Below are 23367 nucleotides of genomic sequence, written 5' to 3'. Positions count from 1 at the left end.
CTCAACTTCCTATTGTTAACTAAATTATATATTAAGTTTACTAAACAGTAAATATCAAAAAATTCAAATAAAAAAGCGCGCACCTCATCCTGAGAAATGCGCACATATCTATTCATTGCCAGGGCTCAATCCGGCAAAGCGGATGAGGTACGTAGAGCTAGACCAGTTATCCTGTAACCAATCGTGACACTCTGCTTTTCATTGTCGTATAAATGAATTAATGTAAAAAAATAGTGTGACTGTGCGTACGACAGACACACCATTTTATATTAAACGAGTTCGATGATAACCATCGGTGCAGCGTCTCCGCGACGTGGACCAACTTTCATGATACGTGTGTATCCACCTTGACGTTCTGCATAGCGTGGTGCGATATCGTCGAATAATTTTTGAAGTGCGTACACTTCCTCTTCGTTACCCTCTTCGTCCGTTACGATTGCAACTTCACGACGGATAAACTCTGCAGCTTGACGGCGTGCGTGTAAATCACCGCGTTTACCAAGTGTGATCATTTTTTCAACTACTGAGCGTAATTCTTTTGCACGTGTTTCAGTCGTTTGGATGCGCTCATTGATAATGAGGTCCGTTGACAAATCACGAAGTAACGCTTTACGTTGTGAACTTGTACGTCCAAGTTTTCTGTATGACATTACAGTTTCCCTCCTTACAATACCGGTTGTAAATTAATCTTCTGTACGTAATTCTAAGCTGAGTTCGTCTAATTTAGCCTTCACTTCTTCTAAAGATTTACGTCCTAAGTTACGTACTTTCATCATCTCTTCTTCAGTTTTATTTGTTAACTCAAGAACAGTATTGATTCCTGCACGTTTCAAGCAGTTATATGAACGAACAGAAAGGTCTAATTCTTCAATAGTCATTTCAAGAACTTTTTCTTTCTGATCTTCTTCTTTTTCGACCATAATTTCAGCAGCCTGTGCCTCGTCAGTTAAGTTGACGAAAATATTAAGGTGCTCTGTCAAAATTTTAGCTCCGAGAGATACAGCCTCTTTTGAACCGATGCTTCCATCTGTCCAAACGTCAAATGTCAATTTATCAAAGTTTGTACTTTGACCGACACGTGTATTTTCCACTTGGAAGTTAACGCGTGAAACCGGAGTGTAAATTGAATCGACTGGGATGACACCAATCGCTAAATCTTCACGTTTATTTTGCTCAGATGGTGCATAGCCACGACCACGCATTGCGTACATACGCATACGTAAATGACCATTTTTTGCAATCGTTGCGATTTGAAGATCTGGGTTTAAGATTTCGACATCACTGTCATGCATAATATCTGCAGCAGTTACGACACCTTCACCTTTCACATCAATCTCGATTACTTTTTCATCGTCTGAGTAAATTTTAAGCGCAAGCTTTTTAATATTTAAAATGATCGTCGCTACATCTTCAACGACACCTTCGATAGTTGAAAATTCATGGAGTACTCCATCGATTTGAATCGATGTTACTGCAGCTCCAGGTAATGAAGATAATAAGACACGGCGTAATGAATTCCCTAAAGTATTCCCATAACCACGTTCTAAAGGTTCGATAACAAACTTACCGAATGTTCCATCTTCACTTAATTCAATCGTTTCAATCTTCGGCTTTTCAATTTCGATCATTTCGATTTACCCTCCTAAACGTCTTAGTTGATTTGTTCCATATGAAATTGCGTTCCATAGACGGCAATAATGTATCAAATGGAAAAAATCCCATTATACACGACGACGTTTTGGTGGACGGCAACCGTTATGTGGAACTGGAGTTACGTCACGGATTGCAGTTACTTCTAATCCTGCAGCTTGAAGTGAACGAATTGCAGCTTCACGACCTGCTCCTGGACCTTTAACTGTTACTTCTAAAGTTTTTAAACCATGTTCCATTGCTGTTTTAGCAGCTGTTTCAGCAGCCATTTGCGCAGCGAACGGAGTTGATTTACGTGAACCTCTAAAGCCTAATGCACCTGCACTTGACCAAGAAATTGCGTTTCCGTGTACATCTGTAATTGTTACAATCGTGTTGTTAAATGTTGAGCGAATGTGTGCAATACCTGATTCGATAACCTTTTTCACACGACGTTTACGAGTTTGTTGTTTGCGTGCCATTGTATTAATAGACCTCCTTTACTTGAAAGATTATTTCTTTTTACCTGCGATTGTACGTTTTGGACCCTTACGAGTACGTGCGTTGTTTTTCGTGTTTTGTCCACGAACTGGTAAACCACGACGGTGACGGATACCACGAAGGCTTCCAATCTCCATTAAACGCTTAATGTTAAGTGATGTTTCACGGCGAAGGTCTCCCTCTACTTTTAAGCCGTCGATTACTTCACGAATTTTATCGAGTTCTGCATCAGTTAAATCACGAACACGTGTGTCCTCAGAAACACCTGCTTCTGCTAAGATTTTTTGAGCAGTCGTTTTACCGATACCGAAAATGTATGTTAAAGAAATTACTACGCGTTTTTCACGCGGAATATCTACTCCTGCAATACGTGCCATACGTTAGTGCACCTCCTTCATTATTAGCCTTGACGTTGTTTATGTTTTGGATTTTCACAAATTACCATTACTCGACCGCGTCTGCGAATGATCTTGCATTTTTCACAGATCGGCTTTACGGATGGTCTTACTTTCATCTAACCCAACCTCCTTCAATTATTCCGGAGTGCAAAAGTTTACTTGAAACGGTACGTGATTCGACCACGTGTTAAATCATAAGGTGAAAGTTCAACAGTCACTTTATCTCCCGGTAAAATACGAATAAAGTGCATACGAATTTTGCCTGAAACGTGCGCAAGCACCTCATGGCCGTTCTCGAGTTCCACTTTAAAGTTCGCGTTCGGTAAAGCTTCTAATACTGTACCTTCAACTTCAATTACATCCTCTTTCGCCATCAATCTCGTCTCCCCTCTATATATTTTAAGGTATTAACTTAGAGCGGCAATGTCGCTTACGAAGCTCCTTCAACATATGTCTGGACTACAATTGAATGATGTTCGAAAGACGTAGTCACATAGTAAAACCGCGATGACCGCGAATTTTGTGGACTAGTTAGATCTCGTCGTAATCGATTACCGATACCCATTATAGAAGTTTCCCTCATAAATTGCATCGTTTTCGATTCAGAACGATCATCTATCCTAATACCGGGCACCATATGCTTTTGCAGCTCGTCATTCAAACATACTTCCCGTGCAATACAAATGGACATTTTGCCACTGTACAATGCGTGCCCGGAAAGGATTACTGTTCGCCTTGCAATACAGCGTCTAAATCTACAAATACTTCATCGATATGTTTAGCGCCATCGATAGTTGTTAGCACACCTTGTTTTTCATAAAAGTCCAACAAAGGTGCCGTTTGGTTCATATTTACTTCCAGACGATTTGCAACAGTTTCTGGATTGTCGTCAGCACGTTGATAAAGTTCTCCACCATCTTTATCACATTTTCCTGCCTCTTTTGGTGGGTTAAATGTTAAATGGTAAGATGAACCACACACTTTACAAATACGACGACCTGTTAAGCGTGAAATAAGTTCTTCTTTATCAGCTGCAATGTTGATGACATGATCGATTTTTTTGCCTAAGTCTTGAAGCAACTCATTGAGTGCTTCTGCTTGTGGCACAGTTCTCGGAAAACCATCTAACAAGAACCCACGATCACAATCTGACTGACTTAAGCGCTCACGAACAATACCAATTGTTACCTCATCTGGAACAAGTGCTCCTTTGTCCATGAACGACTTTGCTTTGACTCCAAGTTCCGTGCCTTCACTAATTGCAGCACGGAACATATCGCCTGTAGAAATATGGGGGATTTCGTATTTCTCGACAATTTTGTCTGCTTGCGTGCCTTTACCAGCACCTGGCAAACCCATTAATACGATGTTCATACGTTGTGCCCTCCATTTCTTTGTTGATCGACAATGTCAATCTAAACGTATTATTGTTTCATAAAGCCTTTATAATGACGTTTCACGAGTTGTGATTCGAGTTGCTTCATCGTTTCTAATGCAACACCTACTACGATGAGTAAGCTCGTTCCACCAATTTGGGCAGACTCTGGCAAGTTCCCGAATTTAATGAAAACGATTGGCATAATCGCGACTGTCGCTAAAAAGATCGAACCGACAAATGTTAAGCGATATAAAGTGCTTGTTAAGTAGTCTTGTGTGTTCTGTCCTGGACGAATTCCTGGAATGTACGCTCCTTGCTTCTTCAAGTTCTCTGCCATGTTTTCAGGATTAACCTGAACGAAAGCGTAGAAGTATGTGAAAGCAATAATGAGTGCGACATAAATTGTTAATCCGAGTAAGTTCGTATAGTCAAAGACATACAAGATTTTTTCAGTCCAACTGTTCGGTTGCATGAAAGCGAATAGTTGTTGCGGAACCATAAAGAATGCTACCGCAAAGATGACTGGAATAACTCCTGCTGCGTTAAGTTTTAACGGCAAGTGAGTTTGTTGGCTAGCAAGTTGCGCTTGTCCTGTATTACGTTTCGCATATTGAATTGGGATCTTTCGCAATGCTTCTTGTACGTAAATGACAAGAACTGTTACAGCAATGATGACAAGTACGAGAACTGCTAGCAATGCGATATTGATAAATAAAGCATCCCCTGCATCTTCAATCGTCGTTGTGTACAATTGCATCGTTGCTCCTGGAATACCAGAAACGATACCAGCGAAGATAATGATTGAAATACCATTACCAACACCTTTAGCTGTAATTTGCTCACCTAACCAAAGTAAGAATGCAGTTCCTGCAGTTAAAATAACTGCAATCACAACATATGTTGCAATACCTGTATCCTTTAATATAACGCCGCCAAACATTTGGTTAAAACCGAATGACATGACGATCGCTTGAATGAATGCAAGTACGATTGTGAAGTAACGTGTGAATTGAGCTAACTTCCGGCGACCAACGTCCCCTTGCTTAGACCACTCTGTAAACTTCGGTACGACATCCATTTGTAATAATTGAGTAATGATTGACGCAGTAATGTACGGCATAATCCCTAATGCAAAGATGGAGAACTTCGCTAATGCGCCCCCACCAAACATATTGATTAAACCGAGCACTTGGTTATCACTTGCTTGCAATGCTGAAGCATCGACATACGGTACCGTTATAAACGTTCCGAGTCTAAATACGATGAGCATAAGCAGAGTGAAAATGATTTTAGACCGAATCTCTTTCACTTTAAAGAAGCTAGAGAGTGTCTGAAACATTATACCACCTCAGTTTGTCCGCCTGCATTTTCGATTGCTTCTTTAGCTGAAGCTGAGAATTTATGAGCTTTAACAGTTAACTTTTTAGTAAGTTCGCCGTTACCAAGAATTTTAATTCCTGATTTTGCATTGCTCACAACTCCTGTTTCGATAAGCAGTTCAGGGGTTACTTCCGTGCCTTCGTCGAATTTGTTTAAAGTATCTAAGTTAACAATCGCAAATTCTTTACGGTTGATGTTCGTGAATCCACGTTTTGGTAAACGTTGGAATAATGGAGTTTGTCCACCTTCGAATCCTAAACGAGTCCCGCCGCCAGAACGAGCGTTTTGTCCTTTATGACCTTTACCTGAAGTTTTTCCCCAGCCCGAACCATGTCCACGTCCAAGACGTTTACGTGATTTGCGTGAGCCTTCAGCAGGTTTTAATTCATGTAATTTCATTTCGGCACCTCCTTATTTCAAATTATAAATTAGTTTTCAGTCACTACTACTAAGTGACTTACTTTGTTGATCATGCCGCGTACTGCTGCATTATCTTGATGTTCAACTGTCTGATTTAACTTGCGGAGTCCGAGTGCTTCAACAGTTTTACGTTGAGTCGGGTTTGAACCGATAACGCTTTTCTTAAGGGTAACTTGAACCGTGTTAGCCATTACCTATTCCCTCCCTTAACCTAAAAGCTCTTCTACAGATTTGCCGCGTAAACGAGCAACGTCCTCTGCACGCTTTAAGTTCTTTAATCCTTCAATTGTTGCACGAACCATATTAATTGGAGTGCTTGAACCGAGTGATTTTGAAAGAATGTCAGTAACTCCTGCTAATTCGAGTACCGCACGGACTGGTCCACCTGCGATAACTCCAGTACCTGATCCAGCTGGTTTAATTAATACTTGGCCAGCTCCGAAGCGTCCAATAATTTCGTGTGGAGTAGTTCCATCAACTAATGGTACTTCGATTAAGTTCTTCTTAGCATCTTCAATCGCTTTACGAATTGCATCAGGAACTTCTTGTGCTTTTCCTGTACCAAATCCTACACGACCGTTTTTATCACCAACTACTACGAGCGCTGTAAAACGGAAACGACGTCCACCTTTTACAACTTTAGCAACGCGGTTAATCGTTACTACTCGCTCTTCAAACTCAGTTCTGTTCTGATCATTTTGACGCATGAATAGTGTCCCTCCCTCTTTTAAAATTGTAAACCATTTTCACGAGCTGCGTCAGCGAGAGCTTTAACGCGACCGTGGAATAAGTATCCACCGCGGTCAAAGACAACTTTAGAAACGTCCTTTTCTTTAGCACGTTCTGCGATAAGTTGTCCAACTTTTGCTGCAGCTTCTTTATTCGTTGTGTTTCCAGCATCGAATGCTTTATCTAAAGTAGATGCACTTGCAATCGTTACACCGTTAAGGTCATCGATTAGTTGTGCATAGATGTTTTTGTTTGAGCGGAATACGTTAAGACGTGGACACTCAGGTGTTCCACTAATTTTTGTACGTACACGTGCATGACGTTTTTTACGCACAGCATTTTTGTCTAACTTCGTAATCATCGTGGTCACTCCTTCCAGATACCTTTATGCGGCATTATTTACCTGTTTTACCTTCTTTACGACGTACATATTCACCAACATAGCGAATCCCTTTACCTTTGTATGGCTCAGGTGGGCGTACTTGTCGAATGTTTGAAGCGAGAGCACCAACGCGTTCTTTATTGTTACCGCGTACGATCACTTTCGTATTTTCAGGTACTTCGATTTCGATTCCATCTTCTGGTGTGAATTCAACTGGGTGTGAATATCCAACGTTTAGAACTAATTTTTTGCCTTGTAACTGAGCACGGTAACCAACACCGATTAATTCTAATGATTTTTCGAACCCTTTTGAAACTCCAACTACCATGTTATCTAATACAGAACGTGTTGTTCCGTGAATTGAACGATGTTCTTTTGATTCAGAAGGACGTACAACTGTGATTGTGTTACCTTCTTGTTCAAACTTCATCTCTTCATTAAATTGGTTTTCTAATTCACCTTTAGGGCCTTTAACTGTTACGAAGTTATTGTCTCCGAACGTTACTGTTACGCCTTCAGGTACTTCGATTGGACGATTTCCAATACGTGACATATCACTGCACCTCCATTCAATTGTTACTCATTACCAAACGTAAGCGACGACTTCTCCGCCGACTTGTTTAGCACGTGCTTCTTTATCAGTCAACATTCCTTGTGGAGTTGACACAAGTGCGATTCCTAAACCGTTAAGTACTTTAGGTACCTCATTTGATTTCGCATATACGCGAAGTCCTGGTTTTGAAATACGTTTAAGGCCTGTAATAACGCGTTCGTTTTCTTGACCGTATTTTAAGAAGATACGGATGATGCCTTGTTTATCATCTTCGATAAATTCTACATCGCGGACGAAACCTTCACGCTTTAAAATTTCAGCAATTTCTCTTTTCATGTTTGAAGCAGGTACTTCAAGCTTCTCGTGACGAACCGTGTTCGCATTACGGATGCGTGTAAGCATATCTGCAATCGGATCACTCATAGTCATTCTATATTAACCTCCTTCCAAAATTAGGGGATTACCAGCTAGCTTTTTTAACGCCTGGAATTTGTCCTTTGTAAGCAAGCTCACGGAAACAAATACGGCAAAGTTTAAATTTGCGATAAACTGAATGTGGACGTCCGCAACGCTCACAACGTGTGTACTCTTGTACTTGGAATTTCGCTTTACGTTTTTGCTTTGCGATCATTGACTTTTTAGCCACGTTTTCGCCTCCCTTTTATTTTACTTTTGGAATGGCATACCCATTTGCGCTAACAACTCACGAGCTTCTTCGTCAGTGTTCGCTGTCGTTACGATAACGATATCCATTCCTCGTACTTTTGATACTTTATCATAGTCAATCTCAGGGAAAATAAGTTGTTCTTTCACACCTAATGTGTAGTTTCCACGACCATCGAATGCTTTGCTAGAAACACCACGGAAGTCACGAACACGTGGGAGTGATACAGATACGAGCTTATCTAAAAACTCATACATGCGCTCACCGCGGAGTGTAACTTTCGTTCCGATCGGCATACCTTCACGGAGACGGAATCCTGCGATTGATTTTTTCGCTTTTGTAATAACTGGTTTTTGACCAGCGATTAACGTTAATTCTTCTACAGCTGAATCAAGTACTTTTGCGTTTTGAACTGCGTCACCAACACCCATGTTGATTACGATTTTGTCAACTTTCGGTACTTGCATAACTGAGCTATATTCAAACTTGCTCATGAGAGCAGGCGTAATTTCTTTTTGAAACTTCTCTTTTAAACGGCTCATTTTTCGATGGACCTCCTTTCAATCGTTACTTATTTGTCCAAAATTTCGCCGGACTTTTTGGCAATACGTACTTTCTTGCCATTTTCAGTAGTGTAGCCTACGCGTGTAGGTTCACCTGTTTTAGGGTCAATTACCATAACGTTAGAAACATGAATTGCAGCTTCTTGGCTCAAGATTCCACCTTGTGGGTTTTCTTGATTCGGCTTCGTATGTTTTTTAACGATGTTAACACCCTCAACGATTACGCGATCTTTTTTAGGAAAAGCAGCGAGGATCACTCCCGTTTTACCTTTATCTTTTCCTGTGATGACCATTACTTTATCACCTTTTTTAACGTGCATTATATCGCACCTCCTTGACTCGCACTGTCTGTGAATTAAAGAACTTCCGGAGCTAATGAAATAATTTTCATGAAGTTGTTGTCGCGAAGTTCACGAGCAACCGGTCCGAAAATACGTGTTCCACGTGGGCTTTTGTCGTCACGGATGATGACACATGCATTTTCGTCAAATGTGATGTATGAACCGTCTTTACGACGTACACCGCTTTTCGAACGAACGATGACCGCCTTCACTACGTCACCCTTCTTAACAACGCCACCTGGTGTTGCTTTTTTCACCGTACATACGACGATGTCTCCGATGTTTGCAACTTTACGACCTGTTCCTCCGAGCACTTTGATTGTTAAAACCTCACGTGCCCCAGAGTTGTCAGCTACTTTCATACGACTCTCTTGTTGAATCATTGAGGCTACCTCCTCTCGGTTCTAAATTCCGAATGTGTTTATTAAATGATGACCGCTTTTTCTACGATATCTACGAGGCGGAAACGTTTTGTCGCTGAAAGTGGACGAGTTTCCATGATGCGAACGATGTCGCCTTCTTTTGCCGCGTTAAGTTCATCGTGGGCCTTATATTTCTTAGAATACTTTACACGTTTTCCGTAGAGTCCGTGTTTCTTTTGTGTTTCTACAATCACAGTAATTGTCTTATCCATTTTGTCAGATACGACACGGCCTGTGTAAACTTTGCGCTGGTTACGCTCAGTCATGGCTGCAACCTCCTTCATCAGTTATTTGCACTGATTTCTCTTTGACGTATTACAGTTTTCATGCGCGCGATCGATTTGCGTACTTGCTTGATGCGTGCAGTGTTTTCTAATTGTCCTGTCGCTAATTGGAAGCGAAGGTTAAAAAGCTCTTCTTTCAGTGATTTTACGTTTTGCTCGATTTCTGCAGTTGTTAAGTCACGGATTTCACTAGCTTTCATTAGACTCACCACCAATTTCTTCTCGTTTTACGAACTTGCTCTTGATTGGCAATTTGTGAGATGCGAGGCGTAAAGCTTCACGAGCTGTCTCTTCAGGAACACCTGCGATTTCAAACATCACACGGCCTGGTTTAACGACTGCTACCCATCCTTCAACTGCACCTTTACCTGATCCCATACGGACTTCAAGAGGCTTTTTAGTATATGGTTTATGTGGGAAAATGTTGATCCACACTTTACCACCACGCTTCATATAACGTGTCATTGCAATACGTGCCGATTCAATTTGACGGCTCGTAATCCAAGCTGGTTCTAATGCTTGAAGACCATATTCACCGAATTCAACAGTAGCGCCGCCTTTTGTTTTACCGCGCATTTTACCACGGAAAACACGACGATATTTAACGCGTTTTGGCATTAACATATTATTTGCCTCCTTCCTCAGAGTTCTTCTTCACTGGAAGGACTTCTCCACGGTAGATCCATACTTTAACGCCGAGCTTACCGTAAGTTGTGTCAGCTTCAGCATGTGCATAATCGATGTCAGCACGTAAAGTATGAAGTGGAACAGTTCCTTCGCTGTATGATTCTGCACGTGCGATATCAGCACCGCCAAGACGTCCAGAAACTTGTGTTTTAATACCGAGTGCTCCAGCACGCATAGTGCGTTGGATTGCTTGTTTCTGTGCACGACGGAATGATACACGGTTTTCTAATTGACGTGCGATTGATTCAGCTACTAATTTCGCATCCATATCAGCACGTTTCACTTCGATAATGTTGATGTGTACACGCTTGCCAGTGATTTCGTTTAAGTTTTTACGTAGCGCTTCAACTTCAGAACCGCCCTTACCGATCACCATACCTGGTTTCGCAGTGTGTACTGTAATATTAATACGTTTTGCAGCACGTTCGATTTCAACTTTTGAAAGTGAAGCATCTGCAAGACGTGTTTCGATGTATTCACGGATTTTTAAGTCTTCGTGTAAAAGTGTTGCGTAGTCTTTTTCAGCATACCATTTTGACTCCCAGTCACGAATGATACCAACTCGCAATCCGTTTGGATTAATTTTCTGACCCACGAATTACCCCTCCTTTTTCTCAGATACCACTAAAGTGATGTGGCTCGTACGTTTATTAATACCGCTCGCACGACCTTGTGCGCGTGGACGGAAACGCTTCATAGTTGGACCTTCGTCAACGAATACTTCGCTAACGATTAAGTCTTCAGCGTTCATTTCATAGTTATGTTCAGCGTTTGCAATCGCTGACTTTAATAATTTTTCTACAACTGGTGATGCCGCGCGCGGCGTCAATTGTAAAATTGCAATAGCTTCTCCGACTTTTTTACCTCGGATAAGATCGACTACAAGGCGAACTTTACGAGGAGCGATTCGGACTGTTTGTGCAGTAGCTTTTGCTTGTTGCATCAGGATGACCTCCTCTCAATTAGCGTGTTTTCTTATCATCGGCACCATGGCCTTTGAATGTGCGTGTTGGTACGAACTCACCAAGTTTGTGTCCTACCATATCTTCAGTGATGTACACCGGAACGTGTTTACGTCCGTCATAGACAGCGATTGTTTGCTCGATGAACACTGGGAAGATTGTTGAACGACGTGACCAAGTTTTGATCACTTGTTTCTTTTGTGAGTCTGCTTGTGCTTCGACCTTTTTCATGAGATGTTCATCAACGAAAGGTCCTTTTTTCAAACTGCGGCCCATTCTGAAACCTCCCTCCGTGATAGCATTACGGTTCGTTCATTGAACCGCATTGCAATCACATTATTTTTTACGACGACGAACGATGAATTTGTTCGATTTGTTTGAACGTTTACGAGTTTTGTAACCAAGAGTTGGTTTACCCCATGGAGTTAATGGAGACGGCATACCGATTGGAGTACGTCCTTCACCACCACCGTGTGGGTGATCGTTCGGGTTCATAACAGATCCACGTACTGTTGGGCGCTTGCCTAACCAACGTGAACGACCTGCTTTACCGATGTTGATTAATTCGTGTTGCTCGTTACCAACTTGTCCGATTGTAGCACGGCAAGTAGAGAGGATCATGCGAACTTCTCCTGATTGTAAACGAACGATAGAGTATTTCTCTTCACGACCTAATAATTGTGCACTCGTACCAGCTGAACGGACGAGTTGTCCACCTTTACCAGGCTTTAATTCGATATTATGGATTGTAGAACCCATTGGAATGTTTTCAAGTGGTAATGTGTTACCGACACGAATGTCAGCTTCTGGTCCACTCATAACCTCCATACCAACTTTTAAGCCTTTTGGTGCGAGAATATAACGTTTCTCACCATCTGCGTAGTTGATTAATGCAATGTTTGCTGAACGGTTTGGATCGTATTCGATCGTTGCAACGCGTCCTGGAATGCCATCTTTGCGACGTTGGAAGTCGATGACACGGTATTGGCGCTTATGGCCTCCACCTTGGTGACGAACAGTAGTCCTACCTTGGTTATTACGTCCGCCTTTGCGGTTTTTTGATTCGAGTAATGATTTTTCTGGTTTATTCGTTGTGATTTCAGCGAAGTCAGAAACTGTCATATTACGTCGACCGTTTGTAGTAGGTTTGTATTTTTTGATCACCATGTTTGTTCCCACCTTTCATAATTTTTTATATTGTTCAAATTAGAAAATTTCGATGTCGTTTGAATCTTCTGTGAGAGTTACGATCGCTTTACGACGCTTGTTCGTATAGCCAGCGTAACGACCCATACGCTTTAACTTTCCTTTGTAGTTCATAATGTTAACTTTCGCTACTTTAACGTCGAAGATTTCTTCGATCGCTTGTTTCACTAAAGTTTTGTTAGCATTTACGTCTACTTCGAAAGTGTACTTTTTGTCTTCCATGAGTTCGGCAGAGCGCTCAGTAATGACTGGACGCTTAATTACGTTACGTGCTTCCATTAACCAAGCACCTCCTCTACTTTTTCGACAGCTGATTTCGTCATCACGAGGTAGTCGTGGCTAACGATATCAAGGACATTAATGCCTGTTGCTGTAACAACTGAAACACCTGGGATGTTTCGCGCTGATAACGCAACTGTTTCATCTAAGTCTGCTGTAACGATTAAAGCTTTTTTATTTACTGATAATGCTTCTAATACTTTAACGAATTCTTTCGTTTTTGGTGCGTCGAAAGCGAATTGGTCTACTACAACTAATTCTTCTGCTTGTACTTTCGATGAAAGTGCAGATAATAATGCTAAACGACGAACTTTTTTAGGGAATTGGTAGCTATAGCTGCGTTTCGTTGGACCGAATACAACTCCACCGCCAACCCATTGTGGTGAACGGATCGAACCTTGACGTGCACGACCTGTTCCTTTTTGACGCCATGGTTTGCGGCCACCGCCTGATACTTCCCCACGACCTTTTACTTTATGGTTACCTTGACGTAAGCTAGCACGTTGTTGAATGATAGCATCGTAAAGGACAGCTTCATTCGGCTCAATACCGAATACTGCTTCGTTTAATTCTAACTCTCCAACAGCTGATCCTGTTTGGCTGAGTACAGATACTTTTGGCATTTTACTTCCTCCTTTCTGTTAAATTAGTTTCCTTTAATTGCACTGCGCACTTCGATAAGTGACTTGCGTGCTCCAGGAACGTTTCCTTTAATAAGGAGTAAATTGCGTTCTGTATCAACACGGACGATTTCGAGGTTTTGAACTGTTACAGTGTCTCCACCCATACGTCCTGGCATTGTTTGACCTTTAAATACACGTTGAGCATCTACTGAACCGATTGAACCTGGTGCACGGTGGAAACGTGAACCGTGGCTCATTGGCCCGATTGCGTGTCCGTAGCGTTTAATAACACCTTGGAAACCTTTACCTTTCGATACTCCTGTTACGTCGACGATATCTCCTTCTGTGAATACGTCAACTTTGACTTCCTGACCAACTTCGTAAGCAGCGACATCCAATCCGCGTACTTCGCGAATGAAGCGCTTAGGTGCCGTTTCAGCTTTTGCTACATGTCCTTTAGCAGGTTTGTTAGCATACTGTTCACGCACATCGTCAAATCCTAATTGGATTGCTTCGTAGCCGTCCGTTTCAGCTGTTTTCTTTTGAAGAACAACGTTTGGAGCAGCTTCGATTACTGTTACTGGAATGAGGTCACCGTTTTCAGCGAAAACTTGTGTCATCCCTACTTTTTTACCTAAGATTCCTTTGGCCATTTGTCACACCTCCTGATAATTTTGTTTTCTATTATTATAATTTGATTTCAATGTCTACACCTGATGGTAAATCGAGCTTCATGAGCGCGTCTACTGTTTTCGGTGTTGGGTTAACGATATCGATTAAGCGTTTATGTGTACGCATTTCGAATTGTTCACGTGAATCTTTATATACGTGAACTGAACGTAAGATCGTATATACTGAACGTTCTGTCGGTAACGGAATTGGACCTGAAACTCCTGCACCTGAACGTTTTGCTGTCTCAACAATCTTCTCAGCTGACTGATCTAAAATTCTGTGATCGTAAGCTTTTAAACGGATACGAATTTTTTGTTTTGCCATTATTTTCCCTCCTTTTCGCCTATTTACTAGACATTCTCCACGAGAATTTCCTTCACATTAGCCATGGCAAAGCGGCCGGGTGTGTCAGCAACCTCTCGCTTCATCGCAGTCAACATTCAACATTATACATGAACAAAAAGAATTCCGCAAGCTCTTTTACGAAATTCATTTCAACTGTTTGATTGACCTTTATTATTATATACACCTTATGTATAAAACACAAGTAAAGTCTGTATTTTCTATGTGAAAGTTATAGCAAATTTTTTAGATTTTTATAAAAAGATCAATAGACTTATTTCATTATAAAAGCATTTTCCGTTCTGAGTAAGTTCCTATTACAGTCGCTTACACTTCTAATTTTAGATGTTTATTTTCAAACGTATTACCGTCTAAAAGTATACTCTTTTTAAAAAAAGAAAAAGCCTCGTACGTCTACGAGGCTTTTAAGAAAGAATCAAGATTACTCTTGAATTTTAGCTACAACGCCAGCTCCAACTGTACGTCCACCTTCACGGATTGAGAATTTAGTACCTTCTTCAATCGCGATTGGTGAAATAAGTTCAACTGTCATTTCGATGTTGTCGCCAGGCATTACCATTTCTACGCCTTCTGGTAAGTGGATGATTCCAGTTACGTCAGTTGTACGGAAGTAGAACTGTGGGCGGTAGTTAGAGAAGAATGGAGTATGACGTCCACCTTCGTCTTTTGATAATACGTAAACTTCTGAAGTGAATTTCGTGTGTGGTGTAATCGTACCTGGTTTAGCAAGTACTTGTCCACGCTCGATGTCTTCACGGCCTACACCACGAAGTAAAGCACCGATATTGTCTCCAGCTTCAGCATAGTCTAATAATTTACGGAACATTTCAACACCTGTTACAGTAGTTGATTTTGGTGCGTCTGAAAGACCGATGATCTCTACAGTGTCACCAACTTCAACGCGTCCACGCTCAACGCGTCCTGTTGCAACTGTACCACGACCAGTGATTGAGAATACGTCCTCAACTGGCATCATGAATGGTTTGTCAGTGTCACGTTCTGGTGTTGGGATATACTCGTCTACTGCATCCATAAGTTCAACGATTTTTTCTTCCCATTCTTCTTCACCTTCAAGTGCTTTAAGAGCTGAACCTTTGATTACTGGAATATCGTCGCCAGGGAAATCGTATTCTGATAAAAGTTCACGAATTTCCATTTCAACTAATTCTAATAATTCTTCGTCGTCTACCATGTCACATTTGTTCATGAATACGACTAAGTAAGGAACACCTACTTGACGTGATAAAAGGATGTGCTCACGTGTTTGTGGCATTGGACCATCAGCAGCAGATACTACTAAGATTCCTCCGTCCATTTGTGCAGCACCTGTGATCATGTTTTTAACGTAGTCAGCGTGACCTGGGCAGTCAACGTGTGCATAGTGACGTTTCTCAGTTTCATACTCGATGTGTGAAGTTGAGATTGTGATTCCACGTTCTTTTTCTTCTGGAGCGTTATCTACGTCTGCGTATGATTTAGCGTCTCCACCCATTTTCTTTGAAAGTACTGTTGCGATTGCAGCAGTTAATGTTGTTTTACCATGGTCAACGTGTCCGATTGTACCAACGTTAGCGTGCTCCTTCGAGCGGTCAAATTTCTCTTTAGCCATTTGGAAAATCCTCCCTATTTGTGTATAAAGTTTTTTTATATTTTATAAGATATGGAAGGTTAAGAGCCTCTAGAAAACTCCCAACTAACCATATCTTACAAGTTATTCATTTTAGAAACAAGTGAAGAACTATTAAAAATTATTCACCTTTATTTTTCTTAATTACTTCGTCTGCAATTGACTTTGGAACTTCTTCATAATGGTCGAATACCATTGAGAATACTCCACGTCCTTGTGTGTTAGAACGAAGTGATGTTGCGTATCCGAACATTTCAGCAAGTGGTACCATTGCACGAACTACTTGTGCATTACCACGTGCTTCCATACCTTCTACGCGACCACGACGGCTTGTTACGTCGCCCATAATGTCACCCATGTATTCTTCTGGAATGATGATCTCAACTTTCATGATCGGCTCAAGAAGTACTGGTGAACATTTTGATGCAGCGTTTTTAAGTGCCATAGATGCAGCGATTTTGAACGCCATTTCGTTCGAGTCAACATCATGGTATGATCCGTCGTATAATTTAGCGCGGATATTAATTAATGGATACCCAGCGATAATACCGTTATCGAGTGCATCACGAAGACCTGCTTCTACAGCTGGGATATATTCACGTGGAACAACCCCACCAACGATAGCGTCTTCAAACACGAAGTTTTCGCGCTCTTCTCCTTCAGCTGGCTCTTCTTGTGGACCGAATTCGATCCAAACGTGTCCGTATTGTCCACGTCCACCCGATTGACGTACGAACTTACCTTCAACTTCCGCTGTTTGACGGAATGTTTCACGGTAAGATACTTGTGGTGCACCAACGTTAGCTTCTACTCGGAACTCACGTTTCAAGCGGTCAACGATGATGTCAAGGTGAAGTTCACCCATACCAGCGATGATAACTTCTCCAGTTTCCTGGTCAGTATGCGCACGGAATGTTGGGTCTTCTTCTTGTAATTTAGCGAGAGCTTGACCCATTTTATCTTGGTCAGCTTTCGTTTTTGGTTCGATTGCAACAGAGATAACTGGCTCTGGGAACTCCATAGATTCTAAGATGATTGGTGCTTTCTCGTCACATAAAGTGTCGCCAGTACCAGTATCTTTTAAACCTACAGCAGCAGCAATTTCACCTGCGTGTACTTCAGAAATCTCTTCACGAGAGTTCGCGTGCATTTGAAGGATACGTCCTACACGTTCACGCTTACCTTTAGAAGAGTTAAGTACGTATGATCCAGACTCAAGAACACCTGAGTAAATACGGAAGAATGTTAACTTACCTACGAATGGGTCAGTCATAACTTTGAACGCAAGTGCTGAGAATGGAGCTTCGTCAGACGCTTCACGAACTTCTTCTTCTTCTGTATCTGGGTTGATTCCTGACATTGCAGCAATGTCAAGTGGTGATGGTAAGTAGTCAACTACTGCGTTAAGCACTAATTGAACACCTTTGTTTTTGAATGCTGTACCACAAACAACTGGGTAGAATTCTACAGCGAGTGTCGCACGACGGATAGCCGCTTTGATCTCTTCTACTGATAATTCTTCACCGCCGAGGTATTTTTCCATAAGTTCTTCATCGACGTCTGCAAGACCTTCGAGTAATTTCTCACGGTATTCCTCTGCTTGTTCTTTGTATTCTTCCGGAATTTCAACAACTTCGATATCAGTACCTAAGTCATTTCCGTACATTGTAGCTTTCATTTCGACTAAGTCGATGATTCCTGTGAAGTCATCTTCTGCACCGATTGGTAATTGAATTGGGTGAGCGTTCGCTTGTAAACGATCGTGTAAAGTACCGACTGCATAAAGGAAATCTGCACCTGTTTTATCCATTTTGTTAACGAAAACTAAACGTGGTACACCGTATGTTGTCGCTTGACGCCATACAGTTTCAGTTTGTGGTTCAACACCTGACTGAGCGTCAAGTACTGTAACCGCACCATCAAGTACGCGGAGTGAACGTTCAACTTCAACAGTGAAGTCTACGTGACCTGGAGTATCGATGATGTTAACACGGTGTCCGTTCCATTGCGCTGTTGTAGCAGCAGAAGTGATTGTGATACCGCGCTCTTGCTCTTGTTCCATCCAGTCCATTTGTGAAGCACCTTCGTGCGTTTCACCTAATTTATGGATACGACCTGTGTAAAAAAGGATACGCTCAGTTGTCGTTGTTTTACCAGCGTCAATGTGAGCCATGATACCAATGTTACGAGTTTTCTCGAGTGAGAATTCTCTAGCCATATTGTATTTCTCCTTCCATTTCCTTGTAAGGTTAAATGAATGTGATGCTTTAAATTACCAACGGTAGTGAGCGAATGCTTTGTTCGCTTCTGCCATTTTGTGTAACTCTTCACGACGCTTTACAGAAGCACCTGTGTTGTTTGATGCATCAAGAATTTCATTTGCAAGTCGTTCTTCCATCGTCTTTTCACCGCGTGTACGTGAATAGTTTACGAGGTAACGTAATCCTAATGTTGTACGGCGATCTGGACGAACTTCAACTGGTACTTGGTAGTTAGCTCCACCAACACGGCGCGCGCGAACTTCAAGTACAGGCATAACGTTGTTTAACGCTTCTTCGAATACTTCTAATGGATCTTTACCTGAACGCTCTTGAACGAGTTCGAAAGCTGAATAAAGAATATTTTGCGAAGTACCTTTTTTACCGTCTACCATCATTTTATTGATGAGGCGAGTAACGAGTTTTGAATTGTAAATTGGATCTGGTAATACGTCGCGTTTTGCGACAGGACCTTTACGTGGCATGTTTGTTCCTCCCTTCAAACTTTTTATTCGAATCTATATTCAAATAATTGATTTCAATTATTTTTTAGGTTTTTTAACACCGTATTGTGAACGGCTTTGTTTACGATCCGTAACACCCGCAGTATCGAGCGCTCCACGAACTACGTGGTAACGAACCCCCGGTAAGTCTTTAACACGTCCTCCACGGATAAGAACAACGCTGTGTTCTTGAAGGTTGTGGCCTTCTCCAGGAATGTACGCATTCACCTCTAAAGTATTCGTTAAACGAACACGTGCATATTTACGTAAAGCCGAGTTCGGTTTTTTAGGCTTCATCGTTCCGACACGTGTACACACTCCACGTTTTTGTGGTGAGTTTACAGTAGTCATCGATTTTTTGAAGCTGTTATACATTTTACCGAGAGCTGGTGATTTAGAACCTGCTTTTTTCGATTTACGTGGTTTGCGAACTAGTTGGTTAATCGTTGGCATTTTTCGTCCTCCTCTCAAAATTTCTTAATACCACACATCCAGGTGGTTCATTTTTAGGTAAAAACAAAAGCTTTTGTGATTTTTCACAAAAACATTATTCAATCAAAGTAACTATCGATGCCGCAACTTGTATACCAGCAGCTTCACCGAGAGCTTTTTTCGATTCAACGTACGTTACAGGAAGCTGTCTTTTGTTGGCCTCCTCGAGGATTGGCAACAAGAGATTCGCATCCGCATCATGAGCGATGACGATCTCGACGGCTTTGCCTGCTCGAATCGTTTTGAGTGTTTGTTTTATACCGATGATTGTTTGATTTGCCTTAGCTACCTTTTCATAAGACATGATGCTTCCTCCAAAGTAGAGACATTAACTATCAACCTTTTGTATATTATCATTTTGATTCTATACTGTCAACACTTATCATGAAATAATTAGGGAGAAAAACTCTCCCTAATTTAATTATTGCTGTTCAGTCGTTACAAGTGCCGCTTCCGCTTTCGATAAAGCTTCTTCATCACACTGCATCTCTAATTGACGGTAGCGTTGCATACCTGTTCCAGCTGGAACGAGTTTTCCGAGAATAACGTTCTCTTTTAAGCCGAGAAGTTCGTCTGTCTTTCCTTTGATTGCTGCATCTGTAAGAACACGTGTCGTTTCTTGGAAAGATGCTGCTGAAAGGAATGATTCTGTCTCGAGTGACGCTTTCGTAATTCCGAGAATAACTGGACGACTTGTCGCCGGAACTTTTCCACCCATAATCGCATCCGCATTCGCTTCTGAGAATTGGTGAATATCCAAGAGTGATCCTGGCAATAATTCAGTGTCTCCTGCCTCGATGACACGCACTTTACGAAGCATTTGGCGAACCATTACTTCAACGTGTTTATCACCGATTTCAACACCTTGCATACGATAAACTTTTTGCACTTCTTTCAAGAGATACTCTTGAACTGTCGCGACGTCGCGTACGACGATTAATTCTTTCGGGTCAATCGAACCTTCAGTGAGTAGGTCTCCACGGTCTATTTGATCTCCAACGTCTACTTTTAAGCGAGCGTTATAAGGAGCCAAGTATTTGCGTGTTTCCACTTCCCCTTGAATCGTTACTTCTTTCTGACCTTCACGAATCTCATCAATTTCAACAATCTCACCTTTAATTTCGGAGATGACTGCTTTACCTTTCGGATTACGCGCTTCGAAGATTTCTTGAATACGTGGAAGACCTTGTGTAATATCGTCTCCCGCAACTCCACCTGTATGGAATGTACGCATCGTTAACTGTGTACCTGGTTCACCGATTGATTGAGCTGCAATAATACCTACTGCTTCTCCTACTTCAACCTCTTCCCCTGTCGCTAAGTTGATGCCGTAACATTTTTTACATACGCCGTGTTTCGTATTACATGTAAATGCAGAGCGAATCGTCACTTCTTCGAGACCAGCTTGCACGATTTCTTGTGCGAGATCCGCTGTGATTAATCCATCTTTCTCTACGATAACTTTATTTGAATCCGGGTAGTAAATTGTTTTCTTCGCATGACGTCCTTCGATACGTTCTTCTAAAGTTTCGATGATTTCCGAACCTTCACGAAGCGCACGAATTTCAAGGCCACGGTCTGTTCCACAATCATCTTCACGAACGATAACATCTTGCGCGACATCAACGAGTCGACGTGTTAAGTATCCTGAGTCAGCTGTTTTAAGCGCCGTATCCGCAAGTCCTTTACGCGCACCGTGAGTAGAAATGAAGTACTCAAGTACAGTTAAACCTTCACGGAAAGAAGATTTGATTGGAAGTTCGATAATACGTCCAGCCGGGTTGGCCATAAGACCACGCATACCTGCGAGCTGCGTAAAGTTAGAAGCGTTACCACGCGCTCCGGAGTCAGCCATCATAAAGATTGGGTTCGTATCTTCAAGTGACTCCATCAATTTATCTTGAATGATATCTTTCGCTTCACTCCAGTAAGAAATGACTCGGTCATAACGTTCCTCTTCCGTAATCAAACCACGGCGGAACTGTTTCATGACACGATCTACTTTCAACTGTGCTTCGTCCAAAATTTCACCTTTGTTCGGAAGAACGACGATATCTGAAATACCGATTGTAATTCCAGCACGCGTTGAATACTTGAATCCGAGGTCTTTCAAACGGTCAAGCATTTTAGATGTTTCCGTAATGTGGAAACGTTTGAACACTTCTGCGATGATACTACCTAAAATACCTTTTTTGAATGGTGCGACGAGCTCCGCTTGCTCTAAATGTTCTTTCACATTCTCTGTGCCATCAATAAAGTATTTGTCTGGTGTTTCAACTTGTAAGTTGTTCAATGTTGGCTCGTTAATATATGGGAATGACTCTGGTAAAATTTCGTTAAAAATTATTTTGCCTACTGTCGTTAACAATAGTTTTTTATTTTCTTCCTCTGTAAATGTAGGATTGTTTAAAGACCCTGCATGAACAGCTACACGTGAGTGTAAGTGCACATGACCATTTTGATAGGCGATTAATGCTTCGTTCGGATTTGCGAATACGAAACCTTCACCTGCTGCACCTTTACGCTCAAGTGTTAAGTAATAGTTTCCTAAAACCATATCTTGAGACGGCGTTACAACTGGCTTACCATCTTTCGGGTTCAAAATGTTTTGTGCAGCTAACATGAGCAAACGTGCTTCAGCTTGTGCTTCTGCTGATAAAGGTACGTGAACAGCCATTTGGTCACCGTCGAAGTCAGCGTTATAAGCTGTACATACGAGTGGGTGAAGCGTGATTGCACGACCTTCTACTAGAACAGGTTCGAAAGCTTGAATACCTAAACGGTGAAGTGTAGGTGCACGGTTTAAAAGTACTGGGTGTTCTTGAATAACATCTTCAAGTACGTCCCATACTTCAGCATGTTGGCGTTCGATTTTACGCTTTGCACTCTTAATATTATGTGCAAGTTTACGCTCAACTAATTCTTTCATAACGAAAGGTTTGAACAATTCAATTGCCATTTCTTTCGGAAGACCACATTGGTACATTTTTAAGTTAGGTCCAACGACGATAACAGAACGTCCTGAGTAGTCCACACGTTTTCCAAGCAAGTTTTGACGGAAGCGCCCTTGTTTACCTTTCAGCATATGTGAAAGTGATTTTAACGGACGATTTCCTGGTCCAGTGACTGGTCGACCACGACGACCGTTGTCGACCAGTGCATCAACTGCTTCTTGTAACATACGTTTTTCGTTTTGGACGATGATGCCTGGTGCGCCAAGGTCGAGTAAACGTTTCAAACGATTGTTACGGTTGATGACTCGACGGTAAAGATCGTTTAAGTCACTCGTCGCAAAACGCCCACCATCTAATTGAACCATCGGACGCAATTCAGGTGGTATGACTGGTAATACTTCCAGAACCATCCACTCTGGACGGTTGCCTGAGTTACGGAATGACTCGACAACTTCCAAACGACGAATCGCACGTGTACGGCGTTGTCCTTGTACTGTTTTTAACTCTTCTTTTAACATTTCCGTCTCTTTATCGAGATCGATGCTTGCTAAAAGTTGTTCAATTGCTTCTGCACCCATGAGCGCGACAAATTTCGAACCGTATTTCTCACGATACATACGATATTCTTTTTCTGAAAGCAATTGTTTTTTCTCAAGTGGCGTATCTGCTGGTTCAATTACCACGTAAGATGCGAAGTAAATGACCTCTTCTAAAGCACGCGGTGTCATATCTAAGATAAGACCCATACGGCTAGGAATTCCTTTGAAATACCAAATATGTGTCACTGGAGCTGCAAGTTCGATATGTCCCATGCGCTCACGACGCACTTTTTGGCGTGTTACTTCAACACCACAGCGGTCACAAACGACGCCTTTATAACGAACGCGTTTATACTTTCCACAATGACATTCCCAGTCTTTTGTAGGTCCGAAAATACGCTCACAGAATAAACCATCTTTTTCTGGTTTTAATGTTCTGTAGTTAATCGTTTCTGGCTTTTTTACTTCACCGTAAGACCATGAACGAATCTTATCTGGAGAAGCGAGACCAATTTTCATATACTCAAAGTTGTTTACATCAATCAAGGAGCCTACCTC

General features: G+C 41.7%; 35 protein-coding genes. All 35 read right to left on the bottom strand.

The genetic code is table 11. The features are described 5' to 3' along the window. Positions 1 to 269: 269 nt before the first annotated feature. On the bottom strand, positions 270 to 650 hold the full coding sequence (gene rplQ, locus IRY55_RS06375) for a 50S ribosomal protein L17 (RefSeq protein ID WP_194562475.1): 381 nt from the start codon (positions 648 to 650) through the stop codon (positions 270 to 272). A 33-nt stretch (positions 651 to 683) separates the two neighbouring features. Continuing rightward, positions 684 to 1628 (bottom strand): DNA-directed RNA polymerase subunit alpha, encoded by a 945-nt coding sequence (locus tag IRY55_RS06370; RefSeq protein WP_194562474.1) that lies wholly within the window; start codon positions 1626 to 1628, stop codon positions 684 to 686. A gap of 93 nt (positions 1629 to 1721) precedes the next feature. Further along, positions 1722 to 2111: a 30S ribosomal protein S11 gene (gene rpsK, locus IRY55_RS06365; RefSeq protein WP_194562473.1), complete on the bottom strand. Its 390-nt coding sequence runs from the start codon at positions 2109 to 2111 to the stop codon at positions 1722 to 1724. Positions 2112 to 2141: 30 nt separating this feature from the next. After that, positions 2142 to 2507, bottom strand: coding sequence for a 30S ribosomal protein S13 (gene rpsM, locus IRY55_RS06360; protein ID WP_194562472.1), 366 nt, complete (start codon positions 2505 to 2507; stop codon positions 2142 to 2144). Between the two features lie 23 nt (positions 2508 to 2530). Next, positions 2531 to 2644, bottom strand: coding sequence for a 50S ribosomal protein L36 (rpmJ, locus tag IRY55_RS06355; protein WP_084212378.1), 114 nt, complete (start codon positions 2642 to 2644; stop codon positions 2531 to 2533). 39 nt (positions 2645 to 2683) lie between these two features. Further along, a complete protein-coding gene (gene infA / locus IRY55_RS06350) occupies positions 2684 to 2902 on the bottom strand; it encodes a translation initiation factor IF-1 (protein WP_194562471.1) in 219 nt (72 codons plus the stop codon). Between the two features lie 349 nt (positions 2903 to 3251). After that, on the bottom strand, positions 3252 to 3902 hold the full coding sequence (locus IRY55_RS06345; RefSeq protein ID WP_194562470.1) for an adenylate kinase: 651 nt from the start codon (positions 3900 to 3902) through the stop codon (positions 3252 to 3254). A gap of 50 nt (positions 3903 to 3952) precedes the next feature. Next, on the bottom strand, positions 3953 to 5245 hold the full coding sequence (gene secY / locus IRY55_RS06340) for a preprotein translocase subunit SecY (RefSeq protein ID WP_194562469.1): 1293 nt from the start codon (positions 5243 to 5245) through the stop codon (positions 3953 to 3955). Next, positions 5245 to 5685: a 50S ribosomal protein L15 gene (gene rplO / locus IRY55_RS06335; protein ID WP_194562468.1), complete on the bottom strand. Its 441-nt coding sequence runs from the start codon at positions 5683 to 5685 to the stop codon at positions 5245 to 5247. Before rplO ends, secY begins: the two co-directional genes overlap by 1 nt. Positions 5686 to 5714: 29 nt before the next feature. Then, on the bottom strand, positions 5715 to 5897 hold the full coding sequence (rpmD, locus tag IRY55_RS06330) for a 50S ribosomal protein L30 (protein ID WP_194562467.1): 183 nt from the start codon (positions 5895 to 5897) through the stop codon (positions 5715 to 5717). A gap of 15 nt (positions 5898 to 5912) precedes the next feature. Continuing rightward, positions 5913 to 6413, bottom strand: a complete 501-nt coding sequence (rpsE, locus tag IRY55_RS06325; protein ID WP_194562466.1) for a 30S ribosomal protein S5 — start codon at positions 6411 to 6413, stop codon at positions 5913 to 5915. A gap of 20 nt (positions 6414 to 6433) precedes the next feature. Then, positions 6434 to 6796, bottom strand: a complete 363-nt coding sequence (rplR, locus tag IRY55_RS06320; protein WP_194562465.1) for a 50S ribosomal protein L18 — start codon at positions 6794 to 6796, stop codon at positions 6434 to 6436. A 34-nt stretch (positions 6797 to 6830) separates the two neighbouring features. Next, positions 6831 to 7370: a 50S ribosomal protein L6 gene (gene rplF, locus IRY55_RS06315; protein ID WP_194562464.1), complete on the bottom strand. Its 540-nt coding sequence runs from the start codon at positions 7368 to 7370 to the stop codon at positions 6831 to 6833. 30 nt (positions 7371 to 7400) lie between these two features. After that, positions 7401 to 7799 carry a 30S ribosomal protein S8 gene (rpsH, locus tag IRY55_RS06310; protein WP_194562463.1) on the bottom strand — a complete coding sequence of 133 codons (399 nt, stop codon included), beginning with the start codon at positions 7797 to 7799 and terminating at the stop codon, positions 7401 to 7403. 31 nt (positions 7800 to 7830) lie between these two features. Then, positions 7831 to 8016: a type Z 30S ribosomal protein S14 gene (locus IRY55_RS06305; RefSeq protein ID WP_194562462.1), complete on the bottom strand. Its 186-nt coding sequence runs from the start codon at positions 8014 to 8016 to the stop codon at positions 7831 to 7833. A 20-nt stretch (positions 8017 to 8036) separates the two neighbouring features. Next, positions 8037 to 8576 carry a 50S ribosomal protein L5 gene (gene rplE, locus IRY55_RS06300; RefSeq protein ID WP_194562461.1) on the bottom strand — a complete coding sequence of 180 codons (540 nt, stop codon included), beginning with the start codon at positions 8574 to 8576 and terminating at the stop codon, positions 8037 to 8039. Positions 8577 to 8605: 29 nt separating this feature from the next. Next, entirely contained in the window at positions 8606 to 8917 is a 312-nt protein-coding gene (rplX, locus tag IRY55_RS06295; protein WP_194562460.1) for a 50S ribosomal protein L24, read from the bottom strand. A 35-nt stretch (positions 8918 to 8952) separates the two neighbouring features. After that, positions 8953 to 9321, bottom strand: a complete 369-nt coding sequence (gene rplN, locus IRY55_RS06290; protein ID WP_194562459.1) for a 50S ribosomal protein L14 — start codon at positions 9319 to 9321, stop codon at positions 8953 to 8955. A gap of 41 nt (positions 9322 to 9362) precedes the next feature. Continuing rightward, positions 9363 to 9626 (bottom strand): 30S ribosomal protein S17, encoded by a 264-nt coding sequence (gene rpsQ / locus IRY55_RS06285; RefSeq protein ID WP_194562458.1) that lies wholly within the window; start codon positions 9624 to 9626, stop codon positions 9363 to 9365. A 17-nt stretch (positions 9627 to 9643) separates the two neighbouring features. Further along, complete coding sequence (rpmC, locus tag IRY55_RS06280; protein ID WP_194562457.1) at positions 9644 to 9844, bottom strand: 50S ribosomal protein L29; 201 nt, start codon at positions 9842 to 9844, stop codon at positions 9644 to 9646. Then, a complete protein-coding gene (gene rplP / locus IRY55_RS06275; protein ID WP_194562456.1) occupies positions 9834 to 10268 on the bottom strand; it encodes a 50S ribosomal protein L16 in 435 nt (144 codons plus the stop codon). The genes rpmC and rplP overlap by 11 nt, the downstream gene beginning before the upstream one ends. A gap of 1 nt (position 10269) precedes the next feature. After that, a complete protein-coding gene (gene rpsC, locus IRY55_RS06270; protein ID WP_194562455.1) occupies positions 10270 to 10926 on the bottom strand; it encodes a 30S ribosomal protein S3 in 657 nt (218 codons plus the stop codon). 3 nt (positions 10927 to 10929) lie between these two features. Continuing rightward, complete coding sequence (gene rplV, locus IRY55_RS06265; protein WP_194562454.1) at positions 10930 to 11274, bottom strand: 50S ribosomal protein L22; 345 nt, start codon at positions 11272 to 11274, stop codon at positions 10930 to 10932. Positions 11275 to 11293: 19 nt separating this feature from the next. After that, positions 11294 to 11569 (bottom strand): 30S ribosomal protein S19, encoded by a 276-nt coding sequence (gene rpsS / locus IRY55_RS06260; RefSeq protein WP_194562453.1) that lies wholly within the window; start codon positions 11567 to 11569, stop codon positions 11294 to 11296. 60 nt (positions 11570 to 11629) lie between these two features. Continuing rightward, complete coding sequence (rplB, locus tag IRY55_RS06255) at positions 11630 to 12460, bottom strand: 50S ribosomal protein L2 (protein ID WP_194562452.1); 831 nt, start codon at positions 12458 to 12460, stop codon at positions 11630 to 11632. 39 nt (positions 12461 to 12499) lie between these two features. Further along, a complete protein-coding gene (rplW, locus tag IRY55_RS06250) occupies positions 12500 to 12778 on the bottom strand; it encodes a 50S ribosomal protein L23 (RefSeq protein ID WP_194562451.1) in 279 nt (92 codons plus the stop codon). Beyond that, positions 12778 to 13401 carry a 50S ribosomal protein L4 gene (gene rplD / locus IRY55_RS06245; RefSeq protein WP_194562450.1) on the bottom strand — a complete coding sequence of 208 codons (624 nt, stop codon included), beginning with the start codon at positions 13399 to 13401 and terminating at the stop codon, positions 12778 to 12780. The genes rplW and rplD overlap by 1 nt, the downstream gene beginning before the upstream one ends. Positions 13402 to 13424: 23 nt before the next feature. After that, positions 13425 to 14054: a 50S ribosomal protein L3 gene (gene rplC / locus IRY55_RS06240; protein WP_194562449.1), complete on the bottom strand. Its 630-nt coding sequence runs from the start codon at positions 14052 to 14054 to the stop codon at positions 13425 to 13427. A 34-nt stretch (positions 14055 to 14088) separates the two neighbouring features. Further along, a complete protein-coding gene (gene rpsJ, locus IRY55_RS06235) occupies positions 14089 to 14397 on the bottom strand; it encodes a 30S ribosomal protein S10 (protein WP_194562448.1) in 309 nt (102 codons plus the stop codon). A gap of 460 nt (positions 14398 to 14857) precedes the next feature. Beyond that, entirely contained in the window at positions 14858 to 16045 is a 1188-nt protein-coding gene (gene tuf, locus IRY55_RS06230; protein ID WP_194562447.1) for an elongation factor Tu, read from the bottom strand. A 139-nt stretch (positions 16046 to 16184) separates the two neighbouring features. Continuing rightward, a complete protein-coding gene (fusA, locus tag IRY55_RS06225) occupies positions 16185 to 18281 on the bottom strand; it encodes an elongation factor G (RefSeq protein ID WP_194562446.1) in 2097 nt (698 codons plus the stop codon). A 54-nt stretch (positions 18282 to 18335) separates the two neighbouring features. Beyond that, on the bottom strand, positions 18336 to 18806 hold the full coding sequence (gene rpsG / locus IRY55_RS06220; RefSeq protein ID WP_194562445.1) for a 30S ribosomal protein S7: 471 nt from the start codon (positions 18804 to 18806) through the stop codon (positions 18336 to 18338). Positions 18807 to 18863: 57 nt separating this feature from the next. Further along, positions 18864 to 19277: a 30S ribosomal protein S12 gene (gene rpsL, locus IRY55_RS06215; protein ID WP_194562444.1), complete on the bottom strand. Its 414-nt coding sequence runs from the start codon at positions 19275 to 19277 to the stop codon at positions 18864 to 18866. A gap of 94 nt (positions 19278 to 19371) precedes the next feature. Further along, positions 19372 to 19620, bottom strand: a complete 249-nt coding sequence (locus IRY55_RS06210) for a ribosomal L7Ae/L30e/S12e/Gadd45 family protein (RefSeq protein WP_194562443.1) — start codon at positions 19618 to 19620, stop codon at positions 19372 to 19374. A gap of 117 nt (positions 19621 to 19737) precedes the next feature. Next, positions 19738 to 23355 carry a DNA-directed RNA polymerase subunit beta' gene (gene rpoC, locus IRY55_RS06205; RefSeq protein ID WP_194562442.1) on the bottom strand — a complete coding sequence of 1206 codons (3618 nt, stop codon included), beginning with the start codon at positions 23353 to 23355 and terminating at the stop codon, positions 19738 to 19740. Positions 23356 to 23367: the final 12 nt, after the last annotated feature.

It is taken from the genome of Savagea serpentis, assembly GCF_015351395.1.
In the GTDB taxonomy this organism is placed as follows: domain Bacteria; phylum Bacillota; class Bacilli; order Bacillales_A; family Planococcaceae; genus Savagea; species Savagea serpentis.
The sequence above is the reverse complement of the archived record's forward strand: the minus strand, read 5'-3'. Positions and strand labels throughout refer to the sequence as shown.